The following is a 22,671-nucleotide window of genomic DNA, read 5'->3' on the forward strand; positions in this document are numbered from 1 at the left end:
AAGGAGTGAGTGAAATTGGCAATTCTTGAAGCAAACCAAATTCATAAAAGCTACGGCAACAAATTCAATAAACAGGAAGTGCTGAAGGGCATCGATATCCGCGTGGATAAAGGCGAGTTCGTCAGCATCATGGGCGCATCGGGCTCAGGGAAAACCACGCTTCTGAACGTGCTCTCCTCGATCGATAAAGTAAGCCTCGGCAGTATCAAAATTGAGGGCAAAGAGTTTACGGGCCTCAAGGAGAAGGAGCTGGCGGAGTTCCGGAAGCACCATCTGGGATTTATTTTTCAGGAGTACAACCTGCTGGATACACTAACCGTCAAGGAAAATGTACTGCTGCCGCTCTCCATTAAGAAGGTATCCAAAAAGGAAGCCGATCAGAAGTTCCAAAGAATCGCGACCGAGCTTGGCATCTATGAGCTCAAGGATAAATATCCGAACCAGATCTCCGGGGGACAGAAGCAGCGGACCTCCGCGGCCCGTGCATTCATCCATGATCCGAGCATTATTTTTGCGGATGAGCCGACGGGAGCGCTGGACTCGAAGTCCGCATCCGATCTGTTGAATAAGCTTAGCGAATTAAATCAGAAGATCGACTCCACGATCATCATGGTTACCCATGATCCCGTGGCCGCCAGCTATTGCACTAGGGTGGTCTTCATTAAGGATGGACAGATCTATACCCAGCTGAACAAGGGCGACCAGTCCCGTCAGGCCTTCTTCAATGACATCATCAAGACTCAAGGCGTGCTAGGCGGTGTTCAGAATGAACATTAATTATCTGATCTACCGGAATTTGAAGAAAAATATCAAGAATTATTATCTGTATGTATTTGCGCTCATCTTCAGCGTGGGTCTGTACTTCGCGTTTGTCACGCTGCAATATGATCCGGCGATGGATGAAGCGAAGGGTTCTGTGAAGGGAGCGGCAGCGCTTGGCGCCGCCTCCGTGCTGCTCGTGGCAATCGTAGCGATATTCCTGCTGTATGCCAACACGATTTTCATTAAACGGCGCAGCAAAGAGATCGGGCTATTTCAGCTCATCGGACTGACCAAGGGCAAGATATTCCGGATCCTCAGCGCAGAGAACCTGATTCTGTATTTCGGCTCGATGGTCATCGGCATCTTTGCCGGGTTCGCGGGTTCGCGCTTGATCTTGATGATTCTGTTCAAGGTCACCGGCGTTGATACCAAGGCGGCTCTAACCTTCTCCACCGAAGCGATGATCCAGACCGTGATTGTGTTTGCCGTCATCTATGTGCTGATTATGATCATGAATTATACATTCATCAAAAGACAGAGCATTCTGTCCCTCTTCCGCGCGGTATCGACAACCGAGAACCAAATTAAGAAAATGTCCTTCGCCGAAATGTTGTTCGGATTGCTCGGCATCGGACTCATACTTCTCGGTTATTATGTGTCGACCAAGCTGTTCAGCGGTGATTTCACCACCATGAACGAGCTGTTCATGGCTATGATCCTGATCTTGGGATCGGTTATCATCGGGACTTATCTGTTCTATAAAGGGTCGGTCAGCTTTCTATTCAACGCAATTCGAAAGAGCAAGGGCGGTTACTTGTCCCTGAACGATGTGCTGTCCCTCTCCTCCATCATGTTCCGCATGAAATCGAATGCGCTGCTGCTGACCATCATTACGACCGTATCCGCACTCGCGATCGGACTACTGTCGCTCAGCTATATTTCTTACTATTCTGCGGAGAAATCGGCCGAGCAAAGCGTGCCCAACCATTTTGCGGTAGCGGACCAGAAGGATTTTGCCGCCTTTATCCAGGCACTTACGGATGAAGATATCGAATTTAAGAAGACCGAACGGGACGTAATCCAGGTAAATGCGGACCTATCCGACATTATCGGGGCCAGCCTGGAGATATCTGGGCAAGTGGATTCCAGTTCCATGATCATCCCGGTAATCAGTGATGCCAGCGTGAAGGGCAAGGATGTTTCCCCCGGAGAGACGCTGTTCACGGGATACAGTGACGCGATCCAGCAATTTATGGCGATCCAGACCACAGGAGAAATTGAACTCATAAGCCCTAAACAAAGCTTTAAGCAGAAGCTTATCGGCTTGGACAAGGAAGCCTACGTATCCTATTATTATGCAAGCGGCGGGCTGCCGACAGCGATTGTGGATCAGACCGTATTTGATAAGCTGGCTCAGGATTTGGATCCGAAGATCCAGAAGAAGACCAATGTCTATCTCGGCATTGATATTGTGGATCCAAACGCTGTAGATCAGGCCAATCAGATCTTTAAGAGCCTCGGCATTAGCGAGGAAACAGGGAACCTCTCTCAGACGGAAATGGCCTTCAACCAGAAGAGCAATATGGGCTTGATGATGTTCATCGTGGGATTCCTGGGACTTACCTTCCTGATTACTTCAGGATGCATCCTGTACTTTAAGCAGATGGATGAAGGTGAAGAGGAGAAGCCGAATTATACCATTCTCCGGAAACTGGGCTTTACTCAAGGAAACCTGCTGAAGGGGATTCAGATCAAGCAGCTGTTCAATTTCGGCATTCCGCTGGTCGTCGGGTTGTCCCACAGTTACTTTGCCGTTAAATCCGGCTGGTTCTTCTTCGGAACCGAGCTGTGGCTGCCCATGGTCATGGTTATGCTGCTGTATACGGCGCTGTATTCCATATTCGGGTTGTTATCGGTCATGTTCTATAAACGGGTAATTAAAGAAGCGTTGTAAGCGAGGTGCATGGTTGGGCCCAGGGATGATTCGGGTTCCATCCATGCATTTTTTTTCGTGTGCAGGCGTGAAAAACTGCGGATTACCATTCCAACTCTCTGCAGCTCTTCTGCAGCTTCCGGATATATACAATCTGACCGATATGATAGGCATTGTGCATGGCGGCATTGCTTATGATCTCCCACCACTTGGCCGGCTCCGGAAATCCGTTCACTACCTGCTCCAGCTTGCTCTCTGTCAGCAGCTCCTGCCACTGTAATAAGACCGCTATCAACCGGTCTCTCAACTCTGTAAAGGTTGCGTTATCCGGAATGATAAAGCTTTGATGATTGTCTCCAATCGAGGGCACGGCATCGATCCGCGATTTGCGGTACCGGGCCTGCCACGTTTCATTCCAATACAGCAGATGCTGTATGATCTCGACAATGCTGTGACTATCGTTGGCAGGTGTCCAGAACGCTTCATCCTCGGTCAGATGTTCCACGGATTGCTGGAATGGGATATGCCAGCTGGGATCATTCGCATTCGCTAACAGTTGATTCAATAGAACATCATTTGCATGCGCCATGGGTCATTCACTCCTTCATAGCCTCGTAATAAGCAGCATCACAAATCATGACTAATTTTACTATAGGATGAAGCCCTGTGATTCGCAGAAAATGATTAAAATCATTCTTTCTGGACCAGTCATGTCAGCAGAAGGAGTCTACCTTACATGGAACAAGTCCAAATAATACTGCGCCGTTGGCGTATCATTCTTGAAACGCAGCTCGATCTTCTCCCCGCTTCCCTTGCATAGGCCCACCGTAATCTCAAAATAGCTAGCCCCGTGCATCGCATCAACAGGACTTGCATGATGGTCATCCTCGGTCACCGTTGTCCGCTCGTTGATGGATAGAATCCGTTCGCAGCCAAAAGAAGGATAGGTCTCGTGCAATATATCCTGAAGTGATGATCGGATAACCGGGTATAACTGCTGCAGCATGGCCTTCTCGAGCTGCTCCTCTCTAGGCTTTCCTTCTGGTCGTGCATGCGCTGGGCTTTCCGAGGCTGAGATGAGGAGGACGCATAGAAGGAGCAAACAGAAGATTAATCTTGGATTCACGTGCATTCACCTTTTTCGTTTTCCACTTAGGATTTCCTTCCTCATCTTATTTAGCCCACCTTGCCTATTTGTTCATGACTATACAAAAAAAGACTGCCTTTGGGGCAGTCTTTCCTCCGTTTATATGGTGGATGATTGCACGACAGCATGCCCATCGTTCCCGTCTTTTTCTTTTTTTCCAACTAAGAAGTGATACAGTACAATACCCGCAGCGAGTAGGATCGCCATCGCGATGTACATGCCCCGGAAACCGACAAGCGGCGTCAGGAAGCCGAGAATAAAGGGACCGAACCCGATGCCCACATCTACGAAAATATAAAAGGTCGACGTCGCAAGTCCGATCCGGTGAGCCGGTGAACGCTTGATGGCCAGGGCCTGAGCGCTGGACTGCGTCGTACCGTAGCCCAGACCGACGAATACGGCCGAGAGCAGCAAGGTCGGACCATGATGGGCTTGACTAAGCAGCACCATGCCAATCGCAAAGGAAAGAATCGCGGGGTACATCACCACGTTGGCCCCTCTCTGGTCAAACCACCGGCCCGTAAACGGTCTCGACAGAATAACCACAATAGCGTAGACGATAAAGAAATAACTGGCTACTTGAGCCAAACTGATCTGCCCGGCAAAGATCATGAGGTACGTTAAAATGCTGGAATATCCGAAACCCATGACGAAGCTGACCAGCGAAATCGGTAGTGCTTTCGGTTCAATAAAGTTGGATAGCTTCAAGCCTTGCAGATCCTTCTTTTGTTCAGCGGTCAGCATCAGTTTCGGTACATTCATAAAGAATGCGGACAGCAAAGAAAGAACACCCAGTACCGCGCACAGCGTGAAGTTAGCCGTCATCGAAGCATGTTCGTTAATCATCAGGCCAATAAAAGGGCCTATGGCCGATGCGATAATGATACTCACCCCATAATAACCCGTACCTTCCCCCCTTCTGGAGTTCGGAATCAAGCTGGCGGCAATCGTGCCTGTAGCCGTTGAAGCGAGTGCAAAGGCCATACCGTGAAAGAACCGGACAATGAGCAGCACGCTTAGGCTGTTTACGATGAAATATAACCCGATAAGAACGCTGAAGGCGATCAGACCGGTAAAGAGAAGTCTTTTGCGCCCGACCCTCTCAATGATGCTGCCCCCGATCAACCGTCCAATCAATGCGCCCACGACAAAAATGCTGGAAGCCAGACCAGCCATTCCTGTTGATGCGTGAAACTCATTCTTCGCATACGAGGACATAATCACCACTAATAAATAAAAACATAAAAAGAGCAGGAAGTTGACGCCAAACACAATCAAAAAATCCTTGCTCCACAATCGATCTTGCGAGTCTGTTTGCTCCAAGTTAATCACCTTTTCTAATAATGTTGTCTCTGACCGTCTCCATCACACGGATAACCATCGCCTGATCCTCGTTAGAGACGCCTTCCATAATCTCCTGTTCATATTGGTCGAACACCTTGCGGACTTGCTGGACAACGCCAACTCCCGTCTTGGATAACTGCATGCGCTTCTCCCGTTTATCACGCACCGGAATTTGCTCCACATAGTCGAGTTTGATCAGCGCGTTCACGGTTCTGGTAACCGTGGGCTTCTCCACGTACAGCATTTTGGATAGCTCCACCAAAGTCATCGACTGGTAAACATCCAGATAGTACATAATGGACCACTGGGCATAATACAGGTTAAAGTCTTCAAGCTTACGGTTCAGCTCATTGACGAAAGGGCGATACAGCGTAAAGTATTTATGGAAAAAATGTCTGTGGGCGTCCATACGAGACCTCCGTTCAAAATGGTTACCTTGGGTAACTATTTATTGATTATAAAGAAGATCTTCTGCCTTGTCCATCCCAATTGATTTCCAATTACAAGTGCTAGCTGCTTGCGAATCAGCATAACTACACTTATTCTCCCTGTTTCAGAGGTGATCTATTCGCTTCTTGCCGCCTTTCGGGAGCGAACATCGAACAACAAAAAAATCGCCCTTGGGCGATGGGAAAACAGCCAGCCATCTAAGGGCGATTTTATGTAAGTTGATGAATAAGACATTGAATTAAGGATAGGGTTGAGCTATAGTAATGCGTTGATTACAGTCTCCAACTGTAGACCTCTTGAGCCTTTGAACAGGATTGCATCGCCTGGCTTCAACCTAAGCCGCAATGTGTGGAGCAGTTTTTCCTTATCCAAAAATGCTTGCACGTGCCCTTCTGGAAACCTATGTTCTGCCTCAGCAGCAATGTGCTGGCCAAGCGCTCCAACCGTATAAACATACTCTATTTTAGCAGGGTTAATATTCTTTCCTACGGCCTTATGATACTCCACTTCATACTCACCCAATTCCAACATGTCGCCCAAGACAGCATACTTGTGTGTATAACCCGATAAGTTCTCGAACGTTTGAATGGCAGCATTCATTGAGACCGGACTCGCATTCCACGCATCATTAATGATGGTAACTCCATTAGGTGTCAGTATCTTCTCCATTCTCATGCCTGTTAGTTGTAAGGCTCGGAAGCCATCGTTTATGGTACCGGGGTCTAACCCTACATTTTCTGCGGCAGCCATCGTGGCCAGTGCATTGGTGATGTTATGAGCCCCGATGAGAGGAATGTAGAACTTGTAATCATGAACTGTAAAAAAAGCACCTTCGGAACTGCTACCTTCAATAGAAGCTGCATAATAATCATTCGTTTTGCCTTCCCCAAAACTGATCGTTGTTATCGACTTTAACGATGATAGTTCCTTTAATTTGGCTGTTAGAAGCGGTTCGTCTCCGTTATAAACGAGCGTCCCACCATCGGGTATACCGCTTATGATTTCGAGTTTGGCTTCAGCAATGGCCTCACGGGATCCCAAGCTCGACATATGAGACACGCCAATCATCGTAATGATCGCGATGTCCGGCTTGGCTATATGAGATAAACGCTCGATCTGGCCGCGTTCACTCATCCCCATCTCAATCACCGCAATTTCCGTACTCTCATCCATATCCAATATAGTCAAAGGGACACCAATCTGACTATTCAAATTCCCGAATGTCTTATGGACCTGATACGTGGTGCCCAGGACAGCATTTAACATGTCTTTGGTCGTCGTCTTCCCATTACTGCCTGTAACCCCGATAACTTTAACAGCGAGCTCGCTTCGATAGGCAGATGCAAGATTTTGCAAAGCCAGCAGGCAATCATCCACATAGATGATTGGAACATCGTCAGGCGGATGGGGGTGATCCTTTTGCCATAGTGCTGCAGACGCACCCTTGGCAAAGGCCTCATCAACATAATAGTGGCCATCCAGGTTACGAATGATCGGAACAAACAGATTCCCTGATTGTATGGTTCTCGAATCAATGGACACGCCTTCCATTTCACGTTCCTCAAACCGAGCCTCTAGCCCGCTTCCTCCCGTCATTCGCTCGATATTTCTTAACAGCCTACAAATCATCATCTCACCTCACTTCGATCCCAATCTTATCCTCTAGCCAATATCACTGATCGAATCGGAGACAGGCCCGGATACATCGAACAGCCTGCCCATATAATCACTCAGCAGGATACCATCCGGGTCCAGCTCTTCCCGAACCGCACGGAATGCTTCCCACATCGGATACAGCTCCTTCAATTGAGCAGCCTCGAGACTGTGCATTTTCCCCCAATGCGGGCGGCCGCCATTCCGGAGGAATATACGCTCCATCGCATTGAAGTAGTCTTCATACGGCATGCCTTTGTACATATGATATCACCCACGCCGGCTATCTGTGCCTCGTAACCCATGATGCCGTCCAGACGAAGCCAAGGGGAGCGGATAATCCGTTCTACAATGGGATACATGCTCTCCCACGAATGGACGGGCGATCGCCATACACCGAAGTGGAGGCCGGGATAATGAACCGACATATCCAGATCGATGCATAGCGGAGTAACGGTTCTCTGTTGGTTGGCGAACTGTTCGATGTGCTCAACATGCTCCACACTGTCCACCATGAAGGTAATCGAGCGGCCTGCGCAATCGCCTGTGCATTGTCATCCAGCATGTCCAGATCCACCAAGGCGAACGGCCTCGGGATTTCCGCGAATATCTTTTTATAATACTCGTATGTCGACATCCCTCTATCAACACCTTCCCGTTTCCCCTCACGCCTATGCCACATGATATTCTCGAATGTTGCGGATTATCCTTCTGCGTACAACCATCCACACAAATAAAAAAGAGTCCAGCCAGTGGTTGGCTGAACTCCCCTTCTAATCTACTGCACCCTATCTCAAAATCCTTGAGCTGCTTCTGCCGCTTGCCGCAGTCCCTGCTCGATAATCTCCTCACTCCGGTCGCGGAATTGATTATGCCCTTCAATCACAAGGGTCGTCACGTTCGTAATGCCGAATACATTCAGGTGATTCTTAACGAAGCTTACCGCCATCTCGGATGTGTCTCCTTCCGCATATACGCCGCCTCTAGCATTCAACAATGCCGCCTTTTTATCGGATAAGAGCCCCACCAAGCCTTGTTCCGTATACTTGAAGGTTTTGCGCGGATGGTGCATGTAGTCCAAGTACGAATGCAGAACGGCAGGAACGGTCAGATTCCATAGCGGAAATGCAAACACGACCTTGTCTGCGGCTATGAACTGCTCCAGATGTTTTGTGACAATATCACTCATCGCCTTTTCTTCAGGTGTAAGGTCCATTCCCATAGCAGATTTGAAATTCCCGTTTATCATCACATCATCCAAGTACGGGATATGCTCTTTATACAGATCCACTTCAATTACCGTATCCTTCGGATGGGCCGCCTGATAGCTCTCCAGGAATGCGTCGTATAGTCTCCCCGTTACGGACCCTTGGCGGTTATTGGCTTTGATAAATAAGGTCGTTGTCATGTAAATCTCCTCCATAATGTATGATAATGTTGCATGAAATGCTTAATTTGGACTTTCTAACCCAATCCCCTTGGACTCTCTTTGACCGAACTGAACATAATAGAACAGCATGATGGCTATCAGCAGCACAGCCAAAGCGAGGTAGATGTTGCTATAGAGGTTCCCCTCCGTGTAGAGATGGACGGGATTCCAGTGGATGCCGGACTTGATATCCAGCATCTTGCCGTATACGCCTGAGGCCATGCCTGCCGATATAAAATTCAGCATCTGCATCAGTCCCATCCCGACTCCCGCTTGTTCCTTGTGCAGGCTGAGGGAAACGGAATTGGATAACGCAATCATCACAAACGTCTGCCCCACATGTCCGAAGATTAAGAAGATCGCGATCAGAACAGGCGATATGCCAATGAAGGTAGACAGCAGCGCAAAGCATGCCAGCAATAATCCGACGGCCATAAGGAAGAGATACGTGTTCCCCCGCCCATCCGCAAGTCTTCCGCCTGCTTTACCCAGCAAGGCTGACGCGATTGCAGCCGGTACCATGACAAATCCAATCCACCCCGGTGAAAGACCCTGCACCTCCGACAATAACAACGGACTTAGAAAATGCTGAGAAAACCCGATGCCGCTGACGATAAACATCACGATTAAGCGGATGGTATAGCTTTTGTTCCGGAATAAGCCCGGATCTACAAACGGTGCGGCAGCCGTGCGAATGCGTATGATCAACAGCCCCATAGCCATCAGCCCAAGAAGAGGCTGCCACCAGGATCCGTTCGTGACACCGAGCAGGAGAAAGGTGACCGCCGCCGCTAACAGCCCGCCTCCCAACCAATCGAATGGGCCGGAGGACTGAAGTTCTTCCTCCTTCAAATATTTTCGATATAAAGGAATCGTAATTAAGATCAGCAGCGGAATACTGAATAACCAGCGCCAGTCCGCAATACTGGCTACAAGCGAAGACACAATAGGACCCAGCGCACTGCCGATGGACAATCCCACGAATGCCGTCGCCATAGCCGCGCCCCTTCGCTCGGGTGCGATGTAGCGTACCGGAATTAACATCGCCGTTGCGGGAATCGCCGCAGCTCCGACGGCCTGCAGACATCTGCTGACCAGCACCATCCAGAACACCTGCGAGAACAGGCCGACCAGCGATCCGACCGCGAACAGGGGCAGTCCGATCGTAATCAGATTTCTAAGTTGAATCCGTTCCGTGAGCTTCCCATAGAGGACCGTTCCGACGCCATAGATCAAGGAGTATGAAGAACTGACCCAGCTGACTTGAGCCGTCGTCAGGCCGAATTCCTCCCGCATGTCCGGGAGCACGAAGTTAAACATCAATCCGCTCATGGCGGACAGACATAATGTGAACATCACGACGCGCATTAATCTCTGTGTTTCCATCTCCTGAACCACCTCTCATTACCTTCTTATGAATTCGATATGCAACCATATTGACTGTCAGCACTTACTGACATAGTGTTTGAAAAAAATACTAGGGGGTTAACGCCCTAGCAAAAATCCGTACACTTTCCTCGATAAAGGCATCCAGCGTCACGGAGGAGAAGAGTTCATCCGAGTCGAGCTCATTCATAAACGCCCCGAAGTTCATCATCATGAACGAAATGGCCCGCAGCTCCGGATCGCCTGGGATCACTTTGCCCTTCTCCGTCATCACGGTAAAATACTTCGTCAATACATCCATGTATTGCTTGGGATGTTTGCTGGTAATCTCCCGCAGGCCCGGTAAATTATCGTTCTCCTTCACGCTGATCGTGATCAGCTTCCGATTCCGAATCATCAGCTCATGGTACGTGCGGCTAATAAGCAGCAGGTCTTCGCTTAAGTCTCCTACCAGCTTCTCTTCAAACAGCTTTGTCATTTCTTGACCATAATGATAGCGTTCAAAAGCCGTTTCCAGGAGGTTCTGCTTGCTGCCGAATTTACGAAACAAGGTTTTCTCGCTTAAGCCGGCTGCCGTAGCGATTTCCATCGTGGTTACCCCGTTATAGCCCTTCCGAGAGATGAGGTCGATCGCGGCCAGCAGCAGCTTATCATCCGTGGTCAGGTTGTCACCATGCTTCATGAAGGCCCTCCCTCTTTCTACAGGAATGTCAGTACTTACTGTCATTTGATGAACTCATCATATTCCTCTTGGGGATGCTCTGTCAAGCTTTTAACAAAAAATAGCCCCATCTCCTCCTGCATCTTCTTCTCGTTGCTCTTATCATAGCAGTTGATCGTATAATGAGAAGGACATATGTCCAGAAGAGAAAGGGAGCAACCCAAAGATCCATGAAACGGACAGACCCTCTCAGACCCTCCGCATTCTGGACTGGAACGCCATGGAGGCGGCGTCGAATGGTATCCGCTATTAGTAGATCGCCCGGCTAAAACTTTTTTCTCAAGTTCTTGTAACGAATCGGCCACGGCCCGGTCATATAGGCAAGGAGGTGAACAGGTGGCGGATTTGCACCAGATATACCATCAACACTTTCAAGATGTGTATCTGTTCCTGCTGTCGCTTAGCAGAGATGAACATGTTGCGGAAGAACTCACACAGGAGACGTTTTTCAAAGCGCTGAAGCATATCGATTCGTTTCAAGGTACGTGCAAACTAAGCGTTTGGCTCTGCCAAATCGCTAAAAATACATACTTCTCCTATCTTGATAAGCAAAAGCGATATGAGCCGGCCCCGCAGGTCGAGCACAGCAGCGATCTGGATATCGCATGGCAAACCGTCGATAAAGCAGAGGCTTTCCGAATCCACCAGATTCTGCACTTGATGGACGAGCCGTATAAAGAGGTGTTCACGCTGCGGGTATTCGGGGAGTTGTCTTTTGGCGAAATCAGTCAGCTGTTCGAAAAAACCGAGAGCTGGGCAAGAGTCACCTTCTTTCGAGCCAAGCAAAAAATTCAAAGCCTGTACAAGGAGGAGAACCGAGCGTGAGCCGAGTTTCGTGTGATATTATTCAGGATTTGCTGCCCTTGTACTATGATGATGTGTGCAGCGCGGACACCAAGGCCCTGGTAGAAGGTCATCTAGCGGATTGCCCGGATTGCCGTGAGGTGCTGAGCCATATGAGTTCCCCTATGCCCTTGCCGGCCCAGACAATCGAGCAAAACAAACAGGAGGGAGCCGGTTTGCAGCAAGTTGCCGCCCAGTGGTCGCGCACCAAGTGGATCTCGTTTACCAAGGGTTTATTGATCACTTGCCTAGCGGTTGGACTCCTGTTCCTGGTGTATGTGGGCCTGTTCAAATGGAACATTACCAACGTGCCTACCCGCGTTATGCAGGTATCCGATATCAGCCAGCTGAAGGATGGACGTATTGCCTATCATGTAAAGATAACCGACGGCTACTATGTCAACCAAGCCAGCTACGACACGGATGAGGAAGGAAACTTCTATGTGACACCCAAGCGCCCCATCATCAAATCCAAGAGATTTGCGGGTATGGGGCTATCCAACATGTACTATACCAACGATATTAAAGAGCGGAATGCCTATGAGAAGAGCTTTGGCGACGGCGTTCAGATCAAAGCCCTTTATCTGGGGACGCCGGATGACCGGATTCTCATCTGGGAACAAGGCATGGCGCTGCCTGCGGCAAGCAAGTCCGTCGAGATGCAGTTTAATAGCGAGTAGATTGACAACAAGAGACCGCCAGGGTAGCCCTTTGGGCCCCGAAGCGGTCTCTTGTTGAACCTCAAACCGTCGTAACGGATCTATGCAATAATCTCCACTCGATCCAAGCGTAGACCGAGCCGACCACCCCGAACAGAATAATCGCGGTGCCGACATGGAGCTCATATTCCTGTATGAATCGAACCTCATAGAATTCGTAGAACAGGAAAGCTCCTGCCCCGGCCCACAGAACGGCATACAGCAGAGCGTACAGGTTGAGGGAACCTCTAACCCATCGAATCATGCCGATGAGCCACGATAACGGGAGCACGATCACCGGATATAGGATCGATGATAAGAAGATGGGGATGATCACCAACACCAAACCCATATTACGAAGGCCGTAATATTCCGTCGTTGCAATCTTATATCCTTCGATATACTCCAAGCCTACGATCGCACCGGTAAACATCAGTATAAATACAAACCACAGCACAAAATATCTGGCAACCCGCAAGATGTACACCACCTTGTCCGTTTAAGTCATAGAACGGTAGGGTCCGAAAAAAAGTTACGTTTATTTCCGTTTCATCGCAATAAAAGTGCTGCCAGCTTACTCCGCAGGTTCACCAGCCGCTTCCCAGCGGTCGATTTCCTTGCGCACCCGAGGGGCGACTTCGGTTCCCAGCAGTTCAATGGCTCGCATGACTTCATCATGAGGCATCGTTCCCACGGGCACGTGCAGCATGAAGCGGGTGATGCCCACATGCTTGCGCAAGTGAATGATTTTTTGGGCGACCGTCTCCGGGTCCCCCACATAGAGCGCACCTTCGAAGCTTCGTGCCGCATCGAATCTTGCGCGGTCATAGTATCCCCAGCCCCGCTCCCGTCCCAATACATTCATGCTGGCTTGGGTGGATGGGAAGAACTTGTCCGCTGCCAGCTCGGTTTCTTCCGCAATGAATCCATGGGAATGCGAGCCGATCGGCAGCTTCGATACATCATGTCCCGCATGCGCAGCCGCTTCTTTATACAGCTTGACCAGCGGCGCAAACTGCAGGGGACTGCCGCCGATAATCGCCAGCACCAGCGGCAAACCGAGCAGGCCTGCCCTTACGACCGATTCCGAATTGCCTCCGCTGCCAATCCACACCGGCAGCGGATTCTGAACCGGGCGCGGGTAGACGCCTAGGTTATGAATCGCAGGGCGATGCCCGCCCTGCCAGGTCACTTTTTCCGACTCGCGGATTTTGAGCAGCAGCTCCAGTTTCTCCTCGAACAGCTCATCATAATGGCTCAGATCATAGCCGAATAACGGGAACGATTCGATGAACGAACCTCTGCCCGCCATAATCTCGGCACGGCCGTTCGAGATGGCATCCAAGGTGGCGAAATCCTGAAACACCCGCACCGGATCAGCGGAGGACAGCACCGTCACCGCACTGGTCAGCCGAATCCACTTCGTCTGCGACGCAGCCGCAGCAAGCACAACCGCTGGCGAAGATGCCGCATAATCCTTACGGTGATGCTCCCCTACCCCATACACATCCAATCCCACCTGATCAGCCAGCACGATTTCCTCAACAACCTCGCGCAGCCGCTGCGCATGGCTCATCACTTCGCCTGTCGTCACATCCGGCCAAGTCTCTACGAACGAGCTAACTCCAATCTCCATCATGATTTCCTCCTATTATGCTTTGCCGCAGGGCAGAACCGCAGGCAAAAGGTTGTCGATGTTTCATGCCTTAGGGCAGTCAACATCGTTATCTATCATTCAATTATCTTTATATTGAACTTTTAGTTTGGATTTTTCAAGTTACAAGTTAACTGATAAATTAAAATCTGTGGATTCGATGCATAAGAAATTCAAAAATGGCCGGGATCCATGCGGATTCCGGCCATTTCATTTTACCTTTTAACCCTGTATTTGAGCTCGGCTTATTGCTTTGCTGCCAAGTATTCCTCCAGGCGATCCCAGGTTTGGGTAACGCCTTCTTCCATTCCCATATCCAGCACGGTTTTGAGAGCCTCCGGAGAATCGTACACTGCCCGGTTGATCAGCTTGGTCTTCCCATCCTGCTCCACAAAGGTGATCGTAGAGATAGGGGCAGGCATTCCCTCAGCAATGGTGCCTTCCGCATCGGAGAAATAATCGATAAGAACAATTTTCTCCGGCTCTTCAATCTCCTGGTACACCGATTTACCCCAGGATTCCATGCCGTAGAAATCCCCCTGATTCTTATCCAAACACTTCATGCAGTAATGCCACGAGCCGCCTGGACGGAAATCCATGTTGGATACGGTAACCTCCCATCCTCGAGGCCCCCACCACTGCTTCAGATGCTCTCCATCCGTAAATACCTTGTATACCAGCTCCCTTGGTGCATTAAACACACGTTCCAATACAAGTACTTCCCCTTCAACCCGCGTAATCATTTGGTTTGTCATGATCAATTCCTCCTCATATTAGGTGTTAATCCTGTTTCTTACCTGTTCCTTCCGATTGCAGTTTCTCTAAGTAGTTATCCAAGTTGTCAAAGCGCTCGTTCCATATGCTTCGGTAATTATGGAGCCAATGGTCCAGTTCTACAAAAGGCTCCGACCGCAGCATGTAGTTCCGCCGGTTCGCCTCCGCCCTTACCTCCACCAGCCCGGCTTCCAGCAGCACCTTCAGATGTTTGGAGGCTTGTGGCTGCCGAATATCAAGACGTTCAGCGATTTCTCCAACCGTTAAAGGCCCCTTCAGCAGGAGATCCACAATACGAAAACGGTTCGGTTCGGCTAAAGCGTTAAATGTTGTTAGTTCCATCTTGTTGTGATGACTGGTACAGACCCGCTGCTATAGCGTTTACGGTGATGGTCTGTTCTCTCTGTCCATGCCACCATCATCACCTCTTTTTTTTTGCTGATTTAATGGTGCCGTACTTCCTGATAACAATATACCACGATAGGAATATTCCTGTAAAGGAATATTTAAATTTTTCTTTGATTTTTTTTATCACAAATGCAAAAAAAGCAATAAACGCGGGACTTTACTTGGGCCACGTCTATTGCTTCTTGTTTTTTATCCTTCGTATTCCTTACTTAAAGAACACCTTGTCTACATTATATTTGGCCTTGAATTCATTAATGATATAGGTTTCATAGATCTCTCGATGAACGGCGTCTTCAATGACGCAGACCTCGATTCTTGTCACTTCATCCCGATGCTCCTTGATCGGAGAGACGTTATCTTCAAAATGCTTCTTGATCCGCGGTCTTAGCTTTCTTGCTTTGCCAACAAACAGGAGTTCCTCCTTGCTGTTATAGAACATGAAGATCCCGCCCCGATCTCTTGGAATCAGGTGAAAATCCGTAAATCCGTAAATGTGGCTCAACTCCGGAGCAGCCTGCTTGGTAATGGTAATGTCCACCTTGGGAATGGTTATATTGATCACGACTAACGCTCACTTCCTCAATTCATATATTGATCTAAATCGTATCACTAATCTGCTTATTTGCCCATGCGGGAAATTCAAGAGCACCCCTCTCTAGGCATCCGCATAGGATGGAAACTAGGTATGACTAATAATGATGGGGGTCTTTTTCAATATGAGCATTCAATATCCCGGACACCAGGAACAAACCTTGTATCAAGCTGAACCCAACATGATGCACAACATCAAATCGGTTCGCGATCATATTCACCGTCTTTGCAAGCAGCATGCGAATCAGCTGGTTCGCGTCGAAACGCTCGACGGTGATGTTTTTGAAGGGACGATCATGCATTGCGAGAAGGGGATTCTGTATTTGAGTCTGTCCGGATACGAACACCAGCGCGGCTTCGGCCCCAGTTACTATAATAATGTCATCCTTCCCCTTGTCCTCTTCGAATTGCTTGTCATCACGCTGCTGTACACCTAAACCCATATAATAATCCGATTAAGGAGTGAACCCAATATGTCATTTATGCCGCCGCAAGGACCTCAGGGACCATTGCAAGGGCCCTTATCCCCGCCTCCAACCACGATCCCCCAACAACCTATGGCCAGTACCTTTGCTGTTGACCCGGGAGCGATCACAGGATGTTTGTTTCGCATCACCTATATTTGGCCGAGATTCGGGCCTGGCTTCTGGTTTTTTCCGACCTTCGTCGGCCGCACCTCGGTCGCCGGCTTTCGATGGACAGGAAGAAGATGGGTCTACTCGGGGTTCGATTTAAGAAGAATCGAGTCGTTCACCTGTTACTAACCCTGATATTCAAGGGACGGAGTCGGGGTACGATCCATGGCCCTGGTCATCCGCCGCTCATCAAGAGAGTGCCCCTGCGGCGCTCTCGAGCTCTTGCATAATGGACAAGCTTTCCTTAGCAGAGGCTTCCTTTTCAGGATATCCATTTTCCCAAAAAAATAAAGTTCTTGATTATCCTCCGACAACATTAAATAATATGTAACAGTCCCTCTATAAAACCGATAATGGAGATTGGGATTATGACTTTAACAAACACAGCAGAAAGGTTGACTTGAACACCATGGATCTATCGCAACACGCTACTGGGAAAAAAGGCGCCAAAGAGCCCTTTCCCATCTCTATACTGTCTCTCACCGTTGGCGCTTTTGCCATTGGCATGACGGAGTTCGTCATCATGGGAATACTCCCTAATGTCGCGGATGATCTGAATGTCAGCATTGCATCGGCTGGGCAGCTGATTACGATGTACGCCCTCGGGGTAGCCGTAGGGGCCCCTATTCTAACGGTTCTAACCCACCAAATACCGCAGAAAAAGCTGCTCCTGCTGCTCATGGGCCTGTTTATTCTGGGTAACGGTATTTCGGTCTTCGCTCCGAGCTATGCCGTTCTGATGGGTGCCCGAATGCTGACCGCGCTGACGCACGGTACTTTCTTCGGTGTGGGAGCCGTCATCGCTTCGAACTTGGTGCGGCCGGACAAGCGTGCCGGGGCGGTGTCCATCATGATGGCCGGATTAACGATAGCCAATATCATCGGGGTTCCGATCGGCACCTTCATCGGCCAGACGATGGGCTGGCGCGCTTCATTCGGCGCAATTGCCGTTATGGGGGTGTTGGCATTGATCGGCATCCTGATCTTCATTCCGAAGCTACGGCAGGAACAAGCTTCAAGCATCGCTCAGCAAATCACAGCCCTTATCAGACCGCAACTCCTTCTCTTCCTGCTGATCGGCGCGCTTGGCAACGCCGGCCTGTTCGCCGTCTTCACTTATATCGCACCGCTGCTGATTGAGATCACCGGCTTTGCCGAACCCAGCGTCACCTGGATTCTGATCCTGTTTGGTATCGGCGTAACCGTCGGTAATATCGTGGGCGGAAGGCTGGCCGACTGGAAGCTGCTGCCTTCCATTCTGGGCGTATACTTTGCGACAGCCGTCATTCTGACCATCCTCACCGTGACGATCCATAACCCGGTCACGGCCGTGCTGACCATCGTCTTGTGGGGAGCTGCCTCTTTCGCCGTTATGCCGGGAATGCAGGTGCGCGTCATGAGTCTGGCCCAGTCCGCTCCTGCTCTTGCCTCCACGGCAACCCACTCTGCGGGCAATCTCGGAAATGCAGCGGGAGCTTTTATCGGAGGGTTGGTCATTACCCATCTGAGCTTAACAGCCCTGCCTTGGGTGGGCGCTGGTTTGGTGGGACTCGCCTTCATTCTTGGAGCAGCCTGCTATATGTACGAGCGCAAAGTCGTAACGGCTAATGCTTAATCTGTTCCAATAGCTGCAAAACTTTCGATGCCATACGGGGCACGAACCATGTTCAAAAGGCGTAACCGGATATTGCACCCCGGTTACGCCTTTTATTTATATATTCTTTGATCCCTCTGCGATTACAGAGCTTTGATCTCCAGCAGGTCGTACTTTACGATACCCATCGGCGCTTCCACGTTCACTTGATCGCCTACCGCTTTGCCCATTAGTGCTTTGCCAAGCGGACTTTCATAGGAGACTTTGTTGTTCAATACGTCTGCTTCGGCGGGTCCTACGACCTGATATTCAAGCTTCTCTGCAAACTCAATGTCGTTCAGGACGACATTCGAACCAACATTCACCGTTTTCGAGCTTACATGCTTGGCGTCGACAATCCGGGCGCTGTTGAGTGTTTTTTCTAGGATGATGATGCGCGTTTCCATAAACGCTTGGTCGTTCTTGGCCGAGTGGTACTCGCTGTTCTCCTTCAAGTCACCATAGCTGATCGCGAGCTTGATCCGTTCCGCTAACTCTTTGCGTTTTACATACTTGAGGTCATCAAGTTCTTCCTGGAGTTTATCATAGCCCTCCTGGGTCAAGATCAGTTCTTCTGCCATGTTCATCACATCCACTTTTTAATTTCTTACTTCTAGTGTACTCTTTATTTCGAAAATAAGCGAAAACTTTCTGAAAATCGATGGATGGAATATTTGGAATTTACCGCCAATGGCGGGATTGCCGCTGCCCAGATTGAACCACTTGGACAGCTATATATGAAGGATTATTTTGAACAAATCAGGATCGTTGTATACCCTGAGTTAGAACCATAATAGCCCCTGATTTCTCCGCAAGGAGAACCAGGGGCTACATAAGATAGATAGAATGCCGTGGCCTATCGGCACATGGCATCGGCCTGCTATGATATTCACCGCCAATACCTTACGAACCCGCTTCGATATCAGCCTTCAACGCATCATACTGCTCCATCAGCTCGCCCATGATCGGATGCTCACCGGCAATGCCGGTATATTGGGAAGCCGTGTCGCTTGCACCGATATCCCGGACCGATGCTTGCAGCTCCACGCTTTCCGGATCTTCCGGAACATCGAACATCAGAGCCGCTGCCATGGATTTCGCCAAGCTCTTGTACGCAAGCCCGCTTTCGAATGCCAGCATGGCTGGCGACACCAGACGGTCGCCCGGGGACAACTTCCGGATCGGGGAGCGGCCAACTCGAGACACCTCATCGGTCAGCGCCGGATTGCGGAACCGCTCCAGGATGGTATCGATATAGGCTCCATGCTCGGAAGGGTTGAAGCCGTGTTTATGCACGAGCGCAGCTCCCGTCTCCTCCAGCACAGCGCGGACATGACTCGCTACCTCTTCATCCTTCATGGCGTCCTGGATGGTCTCGTAGCCTTTTAGAAAACCTACATACGCGGCCGAGCAGTGTCCGGTATTTACCGTAAACAGCTTGCGCTCGATGTACGGCTCCAGGCGGTCCACGTAGTGAATGCCTTCCACAGGGACATAATCCTCAAACATCTGCGAGCGATCCACCGCCCACTCATAGAACGGCTCCACCACGACCTTCAGACGGTCCTCATGCTGCTGCAGCGGCACAATCCGGTCAACGGCCGCATCGGGGAAAGCCACGCGCTGGTCGGCCTTCTGCTTCGTCTCGTCATCAAGCTTCCCGTATACGTGCTCTTTCAGCTGCGTACTGCCGCCGATGGCATTCTCGCATGCAATAATATGAAGGGGGGCAGCAGACTCCGCTTGCAGCCGAAGCTTCAGCCCCTCGGCAATGGTGCCTGCGATAAACTTCAGAATGTTCACGCCTACCGCTGTCGTCACGAGATCCGCTTCCGCTACTGCACGTGCGGCAGCTTCGGGCTCCGAGGCGCTGTTGAGTGCCGTGATGCCTTTAACGATCGTGGTCTCCTGCCCTTCGCTGGCCAAGGTGACGGGATACTCCCCGCGTGCTTTCAACTCCGATACCAGCTCTTCGTTCACATCGATAAAACAAACCTCATAACCGGCTTGTGACAGCAAGAGCCCTATAAAACCGCGCCCGATGTTGCCTGCTCCGAAATGGACTGCTTTCATGCGCCCATTCCTCCTTCGAAGATCGCCAAAATCTCCTCTTCGCTGGAAGCGTTCATCACCTTCTCAATGCTTTCGTCATCCGTGAAGATCATGGCCACATTCGTCAGAATCTCCATGTGATCACCGCCGGCAGCCGCAATACCAATAACAATAAACGCCGGCTCATCCCCTCCGAAATCTACGCCTTCTGGGAAGCGGACGATCGACAATCCCGTGGAGATGACCATGCCTTTCGCCTCTTTCGTGCCATGGGGAATCGCGAGTCCTCCGCCCATATAAGTGGACGCAATCTCTTCGCGTTCCAGCATTTTATCCACGTAATCCTCGGATACATGGCCTGCCTGTACAAGCAGATTTCCCGCCATGCGGATGGCCTCGCTCTTGCTGTCAGCCTTTGCGTTCAGTATGACTTTATCTTTGGACAGTATGTTATTCATGTTGATCTCCCTCTTTCTATGGTCTGTGATTGAAAAAATGCTGAAGCTCTTCCGCCAAATAGGATCGGATTTCTTCCTCGCTGCCCCGCTCCATGAGCTCAATCAGCTCGGAGTGAAGCAGCATGGCGCTGATTTCACTGAGCACCTCCAAGCTCTCCTTCGGAAGCTGCTTCGGTGCCAGCATCAGCAGAATGACACCCGCCTCCGCCCCGTCCTCCAGCGGCGCTCGGTGCGCCAGCCGGAACAAGGTTAGAGACGGCCAGGTAATATAGCGGCTGCGCGTATGGAACAAGGCCAGCGTCGTATCCGGAATGAGCTGGGTGCCCATCCGTTCGCGCTCAAGCAAACGCTCCTTCACCTTCTCCGCATCACGGACAGCCCCGCGTTCAACCACCTTAGCCAAGGCTTCGTTCAATGTGCCCTGCAAATCATCCTGCCGATTATCCAGGTGGTACACATGGAAGCCACCCAAAAGCGTTACGATCTCGTTCATCAGGGCAGCCTGCATGCGTAGACGCTCGAATGATGCGACCTTACGTTCTTCCTCGATTCGCTTATCGGCAGCCATGCCTCCGGCCGGTTCTAAGGATGTGCTCTGGATGAATTGCAGCAGTGCCTCTTTATCATCCGCCGTGAGCAGCGGACTTAATCTCACATACCGATCCTTCGGCAGCGGAAGATCAATGGTCGATATAATGAGATCATATTGCTCCTTCGGTATCCGGGCCGCTTCATACCACGAGACGTTGCCGAGCACCTCAATCTGCGGCATCTCCTTATTCAGTCGTGTCCCGAGAAGCCTTGAGGAGCTAAGGCCGCTGGAACATACCAGAATGGCCTTCAAATGGTGCCCCAGTTGGTTCAGCCGTTCGCTGGAAGCACCGAAGTGCATAACCAGAAACCCGATTTCTTCATCCGGGATGGTCAAACCCAGCTTCAGCTCGTCAACCGAACGACGGACGATTCCGAACAGCTCCTCATAATCCTTCCGAATCGGGCTCAGCAAGGGATTCCGGATCCGGGTCCCTTCCCGAATCCGTTTCATGGCAGCCCCGATGTGTTCCACCAGACCTGCCCGCAGCGTACGGTCCTCCTGATACGGAATGCCGGTGCGCCCCTGAACCCGTTCGATAAGACGTTGGGCGATCTCCACCATCTCCACATCCGTGTGAGCTAGTTCGCTGACCTCGGACATGTCCTTCGCAGATTCGAACAAATGAGCGATATATTTCATTTCAGGATCGTGAAAATCAATCTTCAAGGTTTGGCCAAGGCGACTCGCGAAAGCCTTTGCCTCCTCCACTGAAGCGGAGGATTTGCCATATCCCGCAATATCCGTTGTCTCTATGCTCCGACCCTGCTTGATCCTGTTTACGGAAACCGATAACGCTATGAGCATCGCGGTATAAGCACCTTCGCTAAGCCCCTCCGTCCAATCCCAGTTCATATCCCATAAACATTTCTCTACATCCAGCAGCACCGGTTTATCAATCATGGAGAGCAGACGAGCGGTCACCGGCTGGCTTTGATCACGATATCCATCCCCGACCAGATCGGAATAATCCAGATATTCCTCGACAAGCCGACAAATCGCCGATCGCCTTACACCTTCCGAACCTTCAATCTCGATACCATAGCCTCTGCGGCGAATAAGGTTAAGGTTAAACCGCTTCATCCATGGCTCCAGTTCATCCAGGTCGTTACTGATGGTCGGCACGGTTACCTTTAAACTGTGGGCCAAAGCAAACAATTTGATGGGTTCATTCGCCTCAAGCAGGGCGCACAGCATGAGGATTTTGCGCTCTTCCACGGAATAATCGGCCGGCTTCCCTGCGAGCAGTCGCTTTCGCAGATGAGCCATGTCCTCTGGCGTTTCCTCTTCCAGCCGGATGCCCGTTCCCGACTTTTTATGAAGCAGAACGCCCGTACCCTGCAGTCCCTTCTCGATCTCCTCCATTTCCCGGTGAACCGTCCTGACGCTGACCCCGACCTCATCGGCTATTTCTGCAGCCGTCATGCCCTCGTTCCTGCTCATCAGGAGCAGAAGGATTTGTCGCTGGCGGGCAGTGATGTGTCCCAGACGCATGGCCCCCTTCTTCA

General features: G+C 50.4%; 25 protein-coding genes and 1 pseudogene. 7 read left to right on the forward strand and 19 right to left on the reverse strand.

The genetic code is table 11. From position 1 onward, the window contains the following. The first annotated feature begins 15 nt into the window (after nucleotides 1-15). Both PLA01S_RS13460 and PLA01S_RS13465 read left to right on the forward strand, forming a co-directional pair. Nucleotides 16-777: an ABC transporter ATP-binding protein gene (locus PLA01S_RS13460; protein ID WP_127592659.1), complete on the forward strand. Its 762-nt coding sequence runs from the start codon at nucleotides 16-18 to the stop codon at nucleotides 775-777. Continuing rightward, nucleotides 767-2,716, forward strand: coding sequence for an FtsX-like permease family protein (locus PLA01S_RS13465; protein ID WP_127592660.1), 1,950 nt, complete (start codon nucleotides 767-769; stop codon nucleotides 2,714-2,716). The genes PLA01S_RS13460 and PLA01S_RS13465 overlap by 11 nt, the downstream gene beginning before the upstream one ends. 82 nt (nucleotides 2,717-2,798) lie before the next feature. On the opposite strand, the gene PLA01S_RS13470 is transcribed toward PLA01S_RS13465, so the two are convergent. The 10 genes and pseudogenes from PLA01S_RS13470 to PLA01S_RS13515 all read right to left on the reverse strand — a co-directional run bounded on the left by PLA01S_RS13470 (nucleotide 2,799) and on the right by PLA01S_RS13515 (nucleotide 10,786). Further along, nucleotides 2,799-3,284, reverse strand: a complete 486-nt coding sequence (locus PLA01S_RS13470; RefSeq protein WP_127592661.1) for a DinB family protein — start codon at nucleotides 3,282-3,284, stop codon at nucleotides 2,799-2,801. A gap of 138 nt (nucleotides 3,285-3,422) precedes the next feature. Next, nucleotides 3,423-3,821: a hypothetical protein gene (locus PLA01S_RS13475; protein WP_246059479.1), complete on the reverse strand. Its 399-nt coding sequence runs from the start codon at nucleotides 3,819-3,821 to the stop codon at nucleotides 3,423-3,425. A gap of 120 nt (nucleotides 3,822-3,941) precedes the next feature. Next, nucleotides 3,942-5,174: an MFS transporter gene (locus tag PLA01S_RS13480; RefSeq protein ID WP_127592663.1), complete on the reverse strand. Its 1,233-nt coding sequence runs from the start codon at nucleotides 5,172-5,174 to the stop codon at nucleotides 3,942-3,944. Next, nucleotides 5,167-5,595 carry a MarR family winged helix-turn-helix transcriptional regulator gene (locus PLA01S_RS13485; protein WP_127592664.1) on the reverse strand — a complete coding sequence of 143 codons (429 nt, stop codon included), beginning with the start codon at nucleotides 5,593-5,595 and terminating at the stop codon, nucleotides 5,167-5,169. Before PLA01S_RS13485 ends, PLA01S_RS13480 begins: the two co-directional genes overlap by 8 nt. A gap of 296 nt (nucleotides 5,596-5,891) precedes the next feature. Then, nucleotides 5,892-7,265, reverse strand: coding sequence for a UDP-N-acetylmuramoyl-tripeptide--D-alanyl-D-alanine ligase (locus tag PLA01S_RS13490; RefSeq protein ID WP_127592799.1), 1,374 nt, complete (start codon nucleotides 7,263-7,265; stop codon nucleotides 5,892-5,894). A gap of 33 nt (nucleotides 7,266-7,298) precedes the next feature. Further along, nucleotides 7,299-7,556 (reverse strand): annotated as a pseudogene (locus tag PLA01S_RS13495) (D-arabinono-1,4-lactone oxidase); the annotation flags it as partial. Nucleotides 7,557-7,635: 79 nt separating this feature from the next. Further along, nucleotides 7,636-7,926: a hypothetical protein gene (locus PLA01S_RS13500; protein ID WP_246059482.1), complete on the reverse strand. Its 291-nt coding sequence runs from the start codon at nucleotides 7,924-7,926 to the stop codon at nucleotides 7,636-7,638. Between the two features lie 156 nt (nucleotides 7,927-8,082). Further along, nucleotides 8,083-8,697 (reverse strand): FMN-dependent NADH-azoreductase, encoded by a 615-nt coding sequence (locus tag PLA01S_RS13505; RefSeq protein WP_100541192.1) that lies wholly within the window; start codon nucleotides 8,695-8,697, stop codon nucleotides 8,083-8,085. Nucleotides 8,698-8,739: 42 nt separating this feature from the next. Then, nucleotides 8,740-10,104, reverse strand: a complete 1,365-nt coding sequence (locus PLA01S_RS13510; protein WP_127592665.1) for an MFS transporter — start codon at nucleotides 10,102-10,104, stop codon at nucleotides 8,740-8,742. Nucleotides 10,105-10,195: 91 nt separating this feature from the next. Further along, on the reverse strand, nucleotides 10,196-10,786 hold the full coding sequence (locus PLA01S_RS13515; protein ID WP_127592666.1) for a TetR/AcrR family transcriptional regulator: 591 nt from the start codon (nucleotides 10,784-10,786) through the stop codon (nucleotides 10,196-10,198). A gap of 375 nt (nucleotides 10,787-11,161) precedes the next feature. Here PLA01S_RS13515 and PLA01S_RS13520 point away from each other — a divergent pair, with 375 nt between their 5' ends. After that, nucleotides 11,162-11,650, forward strand: coding sequence for an RNA polymerase sigma factor (locus PLA01S_RS13520; protein WP_127592667.1), 489 nt, complete (start codon nucleotides 11,162-11,164; stop codon nucleotides 11,648-11,650). Continuing rightward, the gene (locus tag PLA01S_RS13525) at nucleotides 11,647-12,348 is read left to right on the forward strand and encodes a zf-HC2 domain-containing protein (protein WP_127592668.1); all 702 of its coding nucleotides are present in this window, start codon (nucleotides 11,647-11,649) and stop codon (nucleotides 12,346-12,348) included. The genes PLA01S_RS13520 and PLA01S_RS13525 overlap by 4 nt, the downstream gene beginning before the upstream one ends. A gap of 61 nt (nucleotides 12,349-12,409) precedes the next feature. Here the strand turns inward: PLA01S_RS13525 and PLA01S_RS13530 are convergent, their stop codons facing one another. The 5 genes from PLA01S_RS13530 to PLA01S_RS13550 all read right to left on the reverse strand — a co-directional run bounded on the left by PLA01S_RS13530 (nucleotide 12,410) and on the right by PLA01S_RS13550 (nucleotide 15,764). Then, the gene (locus tag PLA01S_RS13530; protein WP_127592669.1) at nucleotides 12,410-12,844 is read right to left on the reverse strand and encodes a hypothetical protein; all 435 of its coding nucleotides are present in this window, start codon (nucleotides 12,842-12,844) and stop codon (nucleotides 12,410-12,412) included. A gap of 96 nt (nucleotides 12,845-12,940) precedes the next feature. Further along, nucleotides 12,941-14,002 (reverse strand): LLM class flavin-dependent oxidoreductase, encoded by a 1,062-nt coding sequence (locus PLA01S_RS13535; RefSeq protein WP_127592800.1) that lies wholly within the window; start codon nucleotides 14,000-14,002, stop codon nucleotides 12,941-12,943. Nucleotides 14,003-14,265: 263 nt separating this feature from the next. Further along, nucleotides 14,266-14,775 carry an SRPBCC domain-containing protein gene (locus PLA01S_RS13540; RefSeq protein WP_127592670.1) on the reverse strand — a complete coding sequence of 170 codons (510 nt, stop codon included), beginning with the start codon at nucleotides 14,773-14,775 and terminating at the stop codon, nucleotides 14,266-14,268. Between the two features lie 25 nt (nucleotides 14,776-14,800). Beyond that, nucleotides 14,801-15,136: an ArsR/SmtB family transcription factor gene (locus PLA01S_RS13545; protein ID WP_100541199.1), complete on the reverse strand. Its 336-nt coding sequence runs from the start codon at nucleotides 15,134-15,136 to the stop codon at nucleotides 14,801-14,803. 271 nt (nucleotides 15,137-15,407) lie between these two features. After that, a complete protein-coding gene (locus PLA01S_RS13550) occupies nucleotides 15,408-15,764 on the reverse strand; it encodes a nucleotide excision repair endonuclease (RefSeq protein WP_127592671.1) in 357 nt (118 codons plus the stop codon). 154 nt (nucleotides 15,765-15,918) lie between these two features. Here PLA01S_RS13550 and PLA01S_RS13555 point away from each other — a divergent pair, with 154 nt between their 5' ends. The 3 genes from PLA01S_RS13555 (at nucleotide 15,919) to PLA01S_RS13565 (ending at nucleotide 18,043) form a co-directional block, all read left to right on the forward strand. After that, nucleotides 15,919-16,230: a hypothetical protein gene (locus PLA01S_RS13555; RefSeq protein WP_127592672.1), complete on the forward strand. Its 312-nt coding sequence runs from the start codon at nucleotides 15,919-15,921 to the stop codon at nucleotides 16,228-16,230. Nucleotides 16,231-16,266: 36 nt separating this feature from the next. Then, nucleotides 16,267-16,557 (forward strand): transporter, encoded by a 291-nt coding sequence (locus PLA01S_RS13560; protein ID WP_127592673.1) that lies wholly within the window; start codon nucleotides 16,267-16,269, stop codon nucleotides 16,555-16,557. Nucleotides 16,558-16,837: 280 nt separating this feature from the next. Then, nucleotides 16,838-18,043, forward strand: a complete 1,206-nt coding sequence (locus PLA01S_RS13565) for an MFS transporter (protein ID WP_127592674.1) — start codon at nucleotides 16,838-16,840, stop codon at nucleotides 18,041-18,043. A gap of 122 nt (nucleotides 18,044-18,165) precedes the next feature. On the opposite strand, the gene greA is transcribed toward PLA01S_RS13565, so the two are convergent. The 4 genes from greA to PLA01S_RS13585 all read right to left on the reverse strand — a co-directional run bounded on the left by greA (nucleotide 18,166) and on the right by PLA01S_RS13585 (nucleotide 22,657). Next, nucleotides 18,166-18,642: a transcription elongation factor GreA gene (gene greA / locus PLA01S_RS13570; protein ID WP_127592675.1), complete on the reverse strand. Its 477-nt coding sequence runs from the start codon at nucleotides 18,640-18,642 to the stop codon at nucleotides 18,166-18,168. Nucleotides 18,643-18,964: 322 nt separating this feature from the next. Continuing rightward, nucleotides 18,965-20,134 carry a mannitol-1-phosphate 5-dehydrogenase gene (locus tag PLA01S_RS13575; protein ID WP_127592676.1) on the reverse strand — a complete coding sequence of 390 codons (1,170 nt, stop codon included), beginning with the start codon at nucleotides 20,132-20,134 and terminating at the stop codon, nucleotides 18,965-18,967. Next, the gene (locus PLA01S_RS13580) at nucleotides 20,131-20,571 is read right to left on the reverse strand and encodes a PTS mannitol transporter subunit IIA (RefSeq protein WP_127592677.1); all 441 of its coding nucleotides are present in this window, start codon (nucleotides 20,569-20,571) and stop codon (nucleotides 20,131-20,133) included. Before PLA01S_RS13580 ends, PLA01S_RS13575 begins: the two co-directional genes overlap by 4 nt. Nucleotides 20,572-20,587: 16 nt before the next feature. Next, nucleotides 20,588-22,657 (reverse strand): BglG family transcription antiterminator, encoded by a 2,070-nt coding sequence (locus PLA01S_RS13585; RefSeq protein ID WP_127592678.1) that lies wholly within the window; start codon nucleotides 22,655-22,657, stop codon nucleotides 20,588-20,590. Nucleotides 22,658-22,671 lie beyond the last annotated feature (14 nt).

The organism is Paenibacillus lautus NBRC 15380, from assembly GCF_004000945.1.
In the GTDB taxonomy this organism is placed as follows: domain Bacteria; phylum Bacillota; class Bacilli; order Paenibacillales; family Paenibacillaceae; genus Paenibacillus_AQ; species Paenibacillus_AQ lautus.

Bases quoted from the DNA above. Each gene is read 5' to 3' on its own strand.
- PLA01S_RS13545 (WP_100541199.1), bottom strand. From the start codon at position 15,136: ATGGAACTAACAACATTTAACGCTTTAGCCGAACCGAACCGTTTTCGT.
- PLA01S_RS13470 (WP_127592661.1), bottom strand. From the start codon at position 3,284: ATGGCGCATGCAAATGATGTTCTATTGAATCAACTGTTAGCGAATGCG.
- PLA01S_RS13565 (WP_127592674.1), top strand. From the start codon at position 16,838: ATGGATCTATCGCAACACGCTACTGGGAAAAAAGGCGCCAAAGAGCCC.
- greA (WP_127592675.1), bottom strand. From the start codon at position 18,642: ATGGCAGAAGAACTGATCTTGACCCAGGAGGGCTATGATAAACTCCAG.
- PLA01S_RS13515 (WP_127592666.1), bottom strand. From the start codon at position 10,786: ATGAAGCATGGTGACAACCTGACCACGGATGATAAGCTGCTGCTGGCC.
- PLA01S_RS13580 (WP_127592677.1), bottom strand. From the start codon at position 20,571: ATGAATAACATACTGTCCAAAGATAAAGTCATACTGAACGCAAAGGCT.
- PLA01S_RS13585 (WP_127592678.1), bottom strand. From the start codon at position 22,657: ATGCGTCTGGGACACATCACTGCCCGCCAGCGACAAATCCTTCTGCTC.
- PLA01S_RS13490 (WP_127592799.1), bottom strand. From the start codon at position 7,265: ATGATTTGTAGGCTGTTAAGAAATATCGAGCGAATGACGGGAGGAAGC.
- PLA01S_RS13465 (WP_127592660.1), top strand. From the start codon at position 767: ATGAACATTAATTATCTGATCTACCGGAATTTGAAGAAAAATATCAAG.
- PLA01S_RS13560 (WP_127592673.1), top strand. From the start codon at position 16,267: ATGTCATTTATGCCGCCGCAAGGACCTCAGGGACCATTGCAAGGGCCC.
- PLA01S_RS13500 (WP_246059482.1), bottom strand. From the start codon at position 7,926: ATGTCGACATACGAGTATTATAAAAAGATATTCGCGGAAATCCCGAGG.
- PLA01S_RS13575 (WP_127592676.1), bottom strand. From the start codon at position 20,134: ATGAAAGCAGTCCATTTCGGAGCAGGCAACATCGGGCGCGGTTTTATA.
- PLA01S_RS13505 (WP_100541192.1), bottom strand. From the start codon at position 8,697: ATGACAACGACCTTATTTATCAAAGCCAATAACCGCCAAGGGTCCGTA.
- PLA01S_RS13540 (WP_127592670.1), bottom strand. From the start codon at position 14,775: ATGACAAACCAAATGATTACGCGGGTTGAAGGGGAAGTACTTGTATTG.
- PLA01S_RS13510 (WP_127592665.1), bottom strand. From the start codon at position 10,104: ATGGAAACACAGAGATTAATGCGCGTCGTGATGTTCACATTATGTCTG.
- PLA01S_RS13535 (WP_127592800.1), bottom strand. From the start codon at position 14,002: ATGGAGATTGGAGTTAGCTCGTTCGTAGAGACTTGGCCGGATGTGACG.
- PLA01S_RS13555 (WP_127592672.1), top strand. From the start codon at position 15,919: ATGAGCATTCAATATCCCGGACACCAGGAACAAACCTTGTATCAAGCT.
- PLA01S_RS13485 (WP_127592664.1), bottom strand. From the start codon at position 5,595: ATGGACGCCCACAGACATTTTTTCCATAAATACTTTACGCTGTATCGC.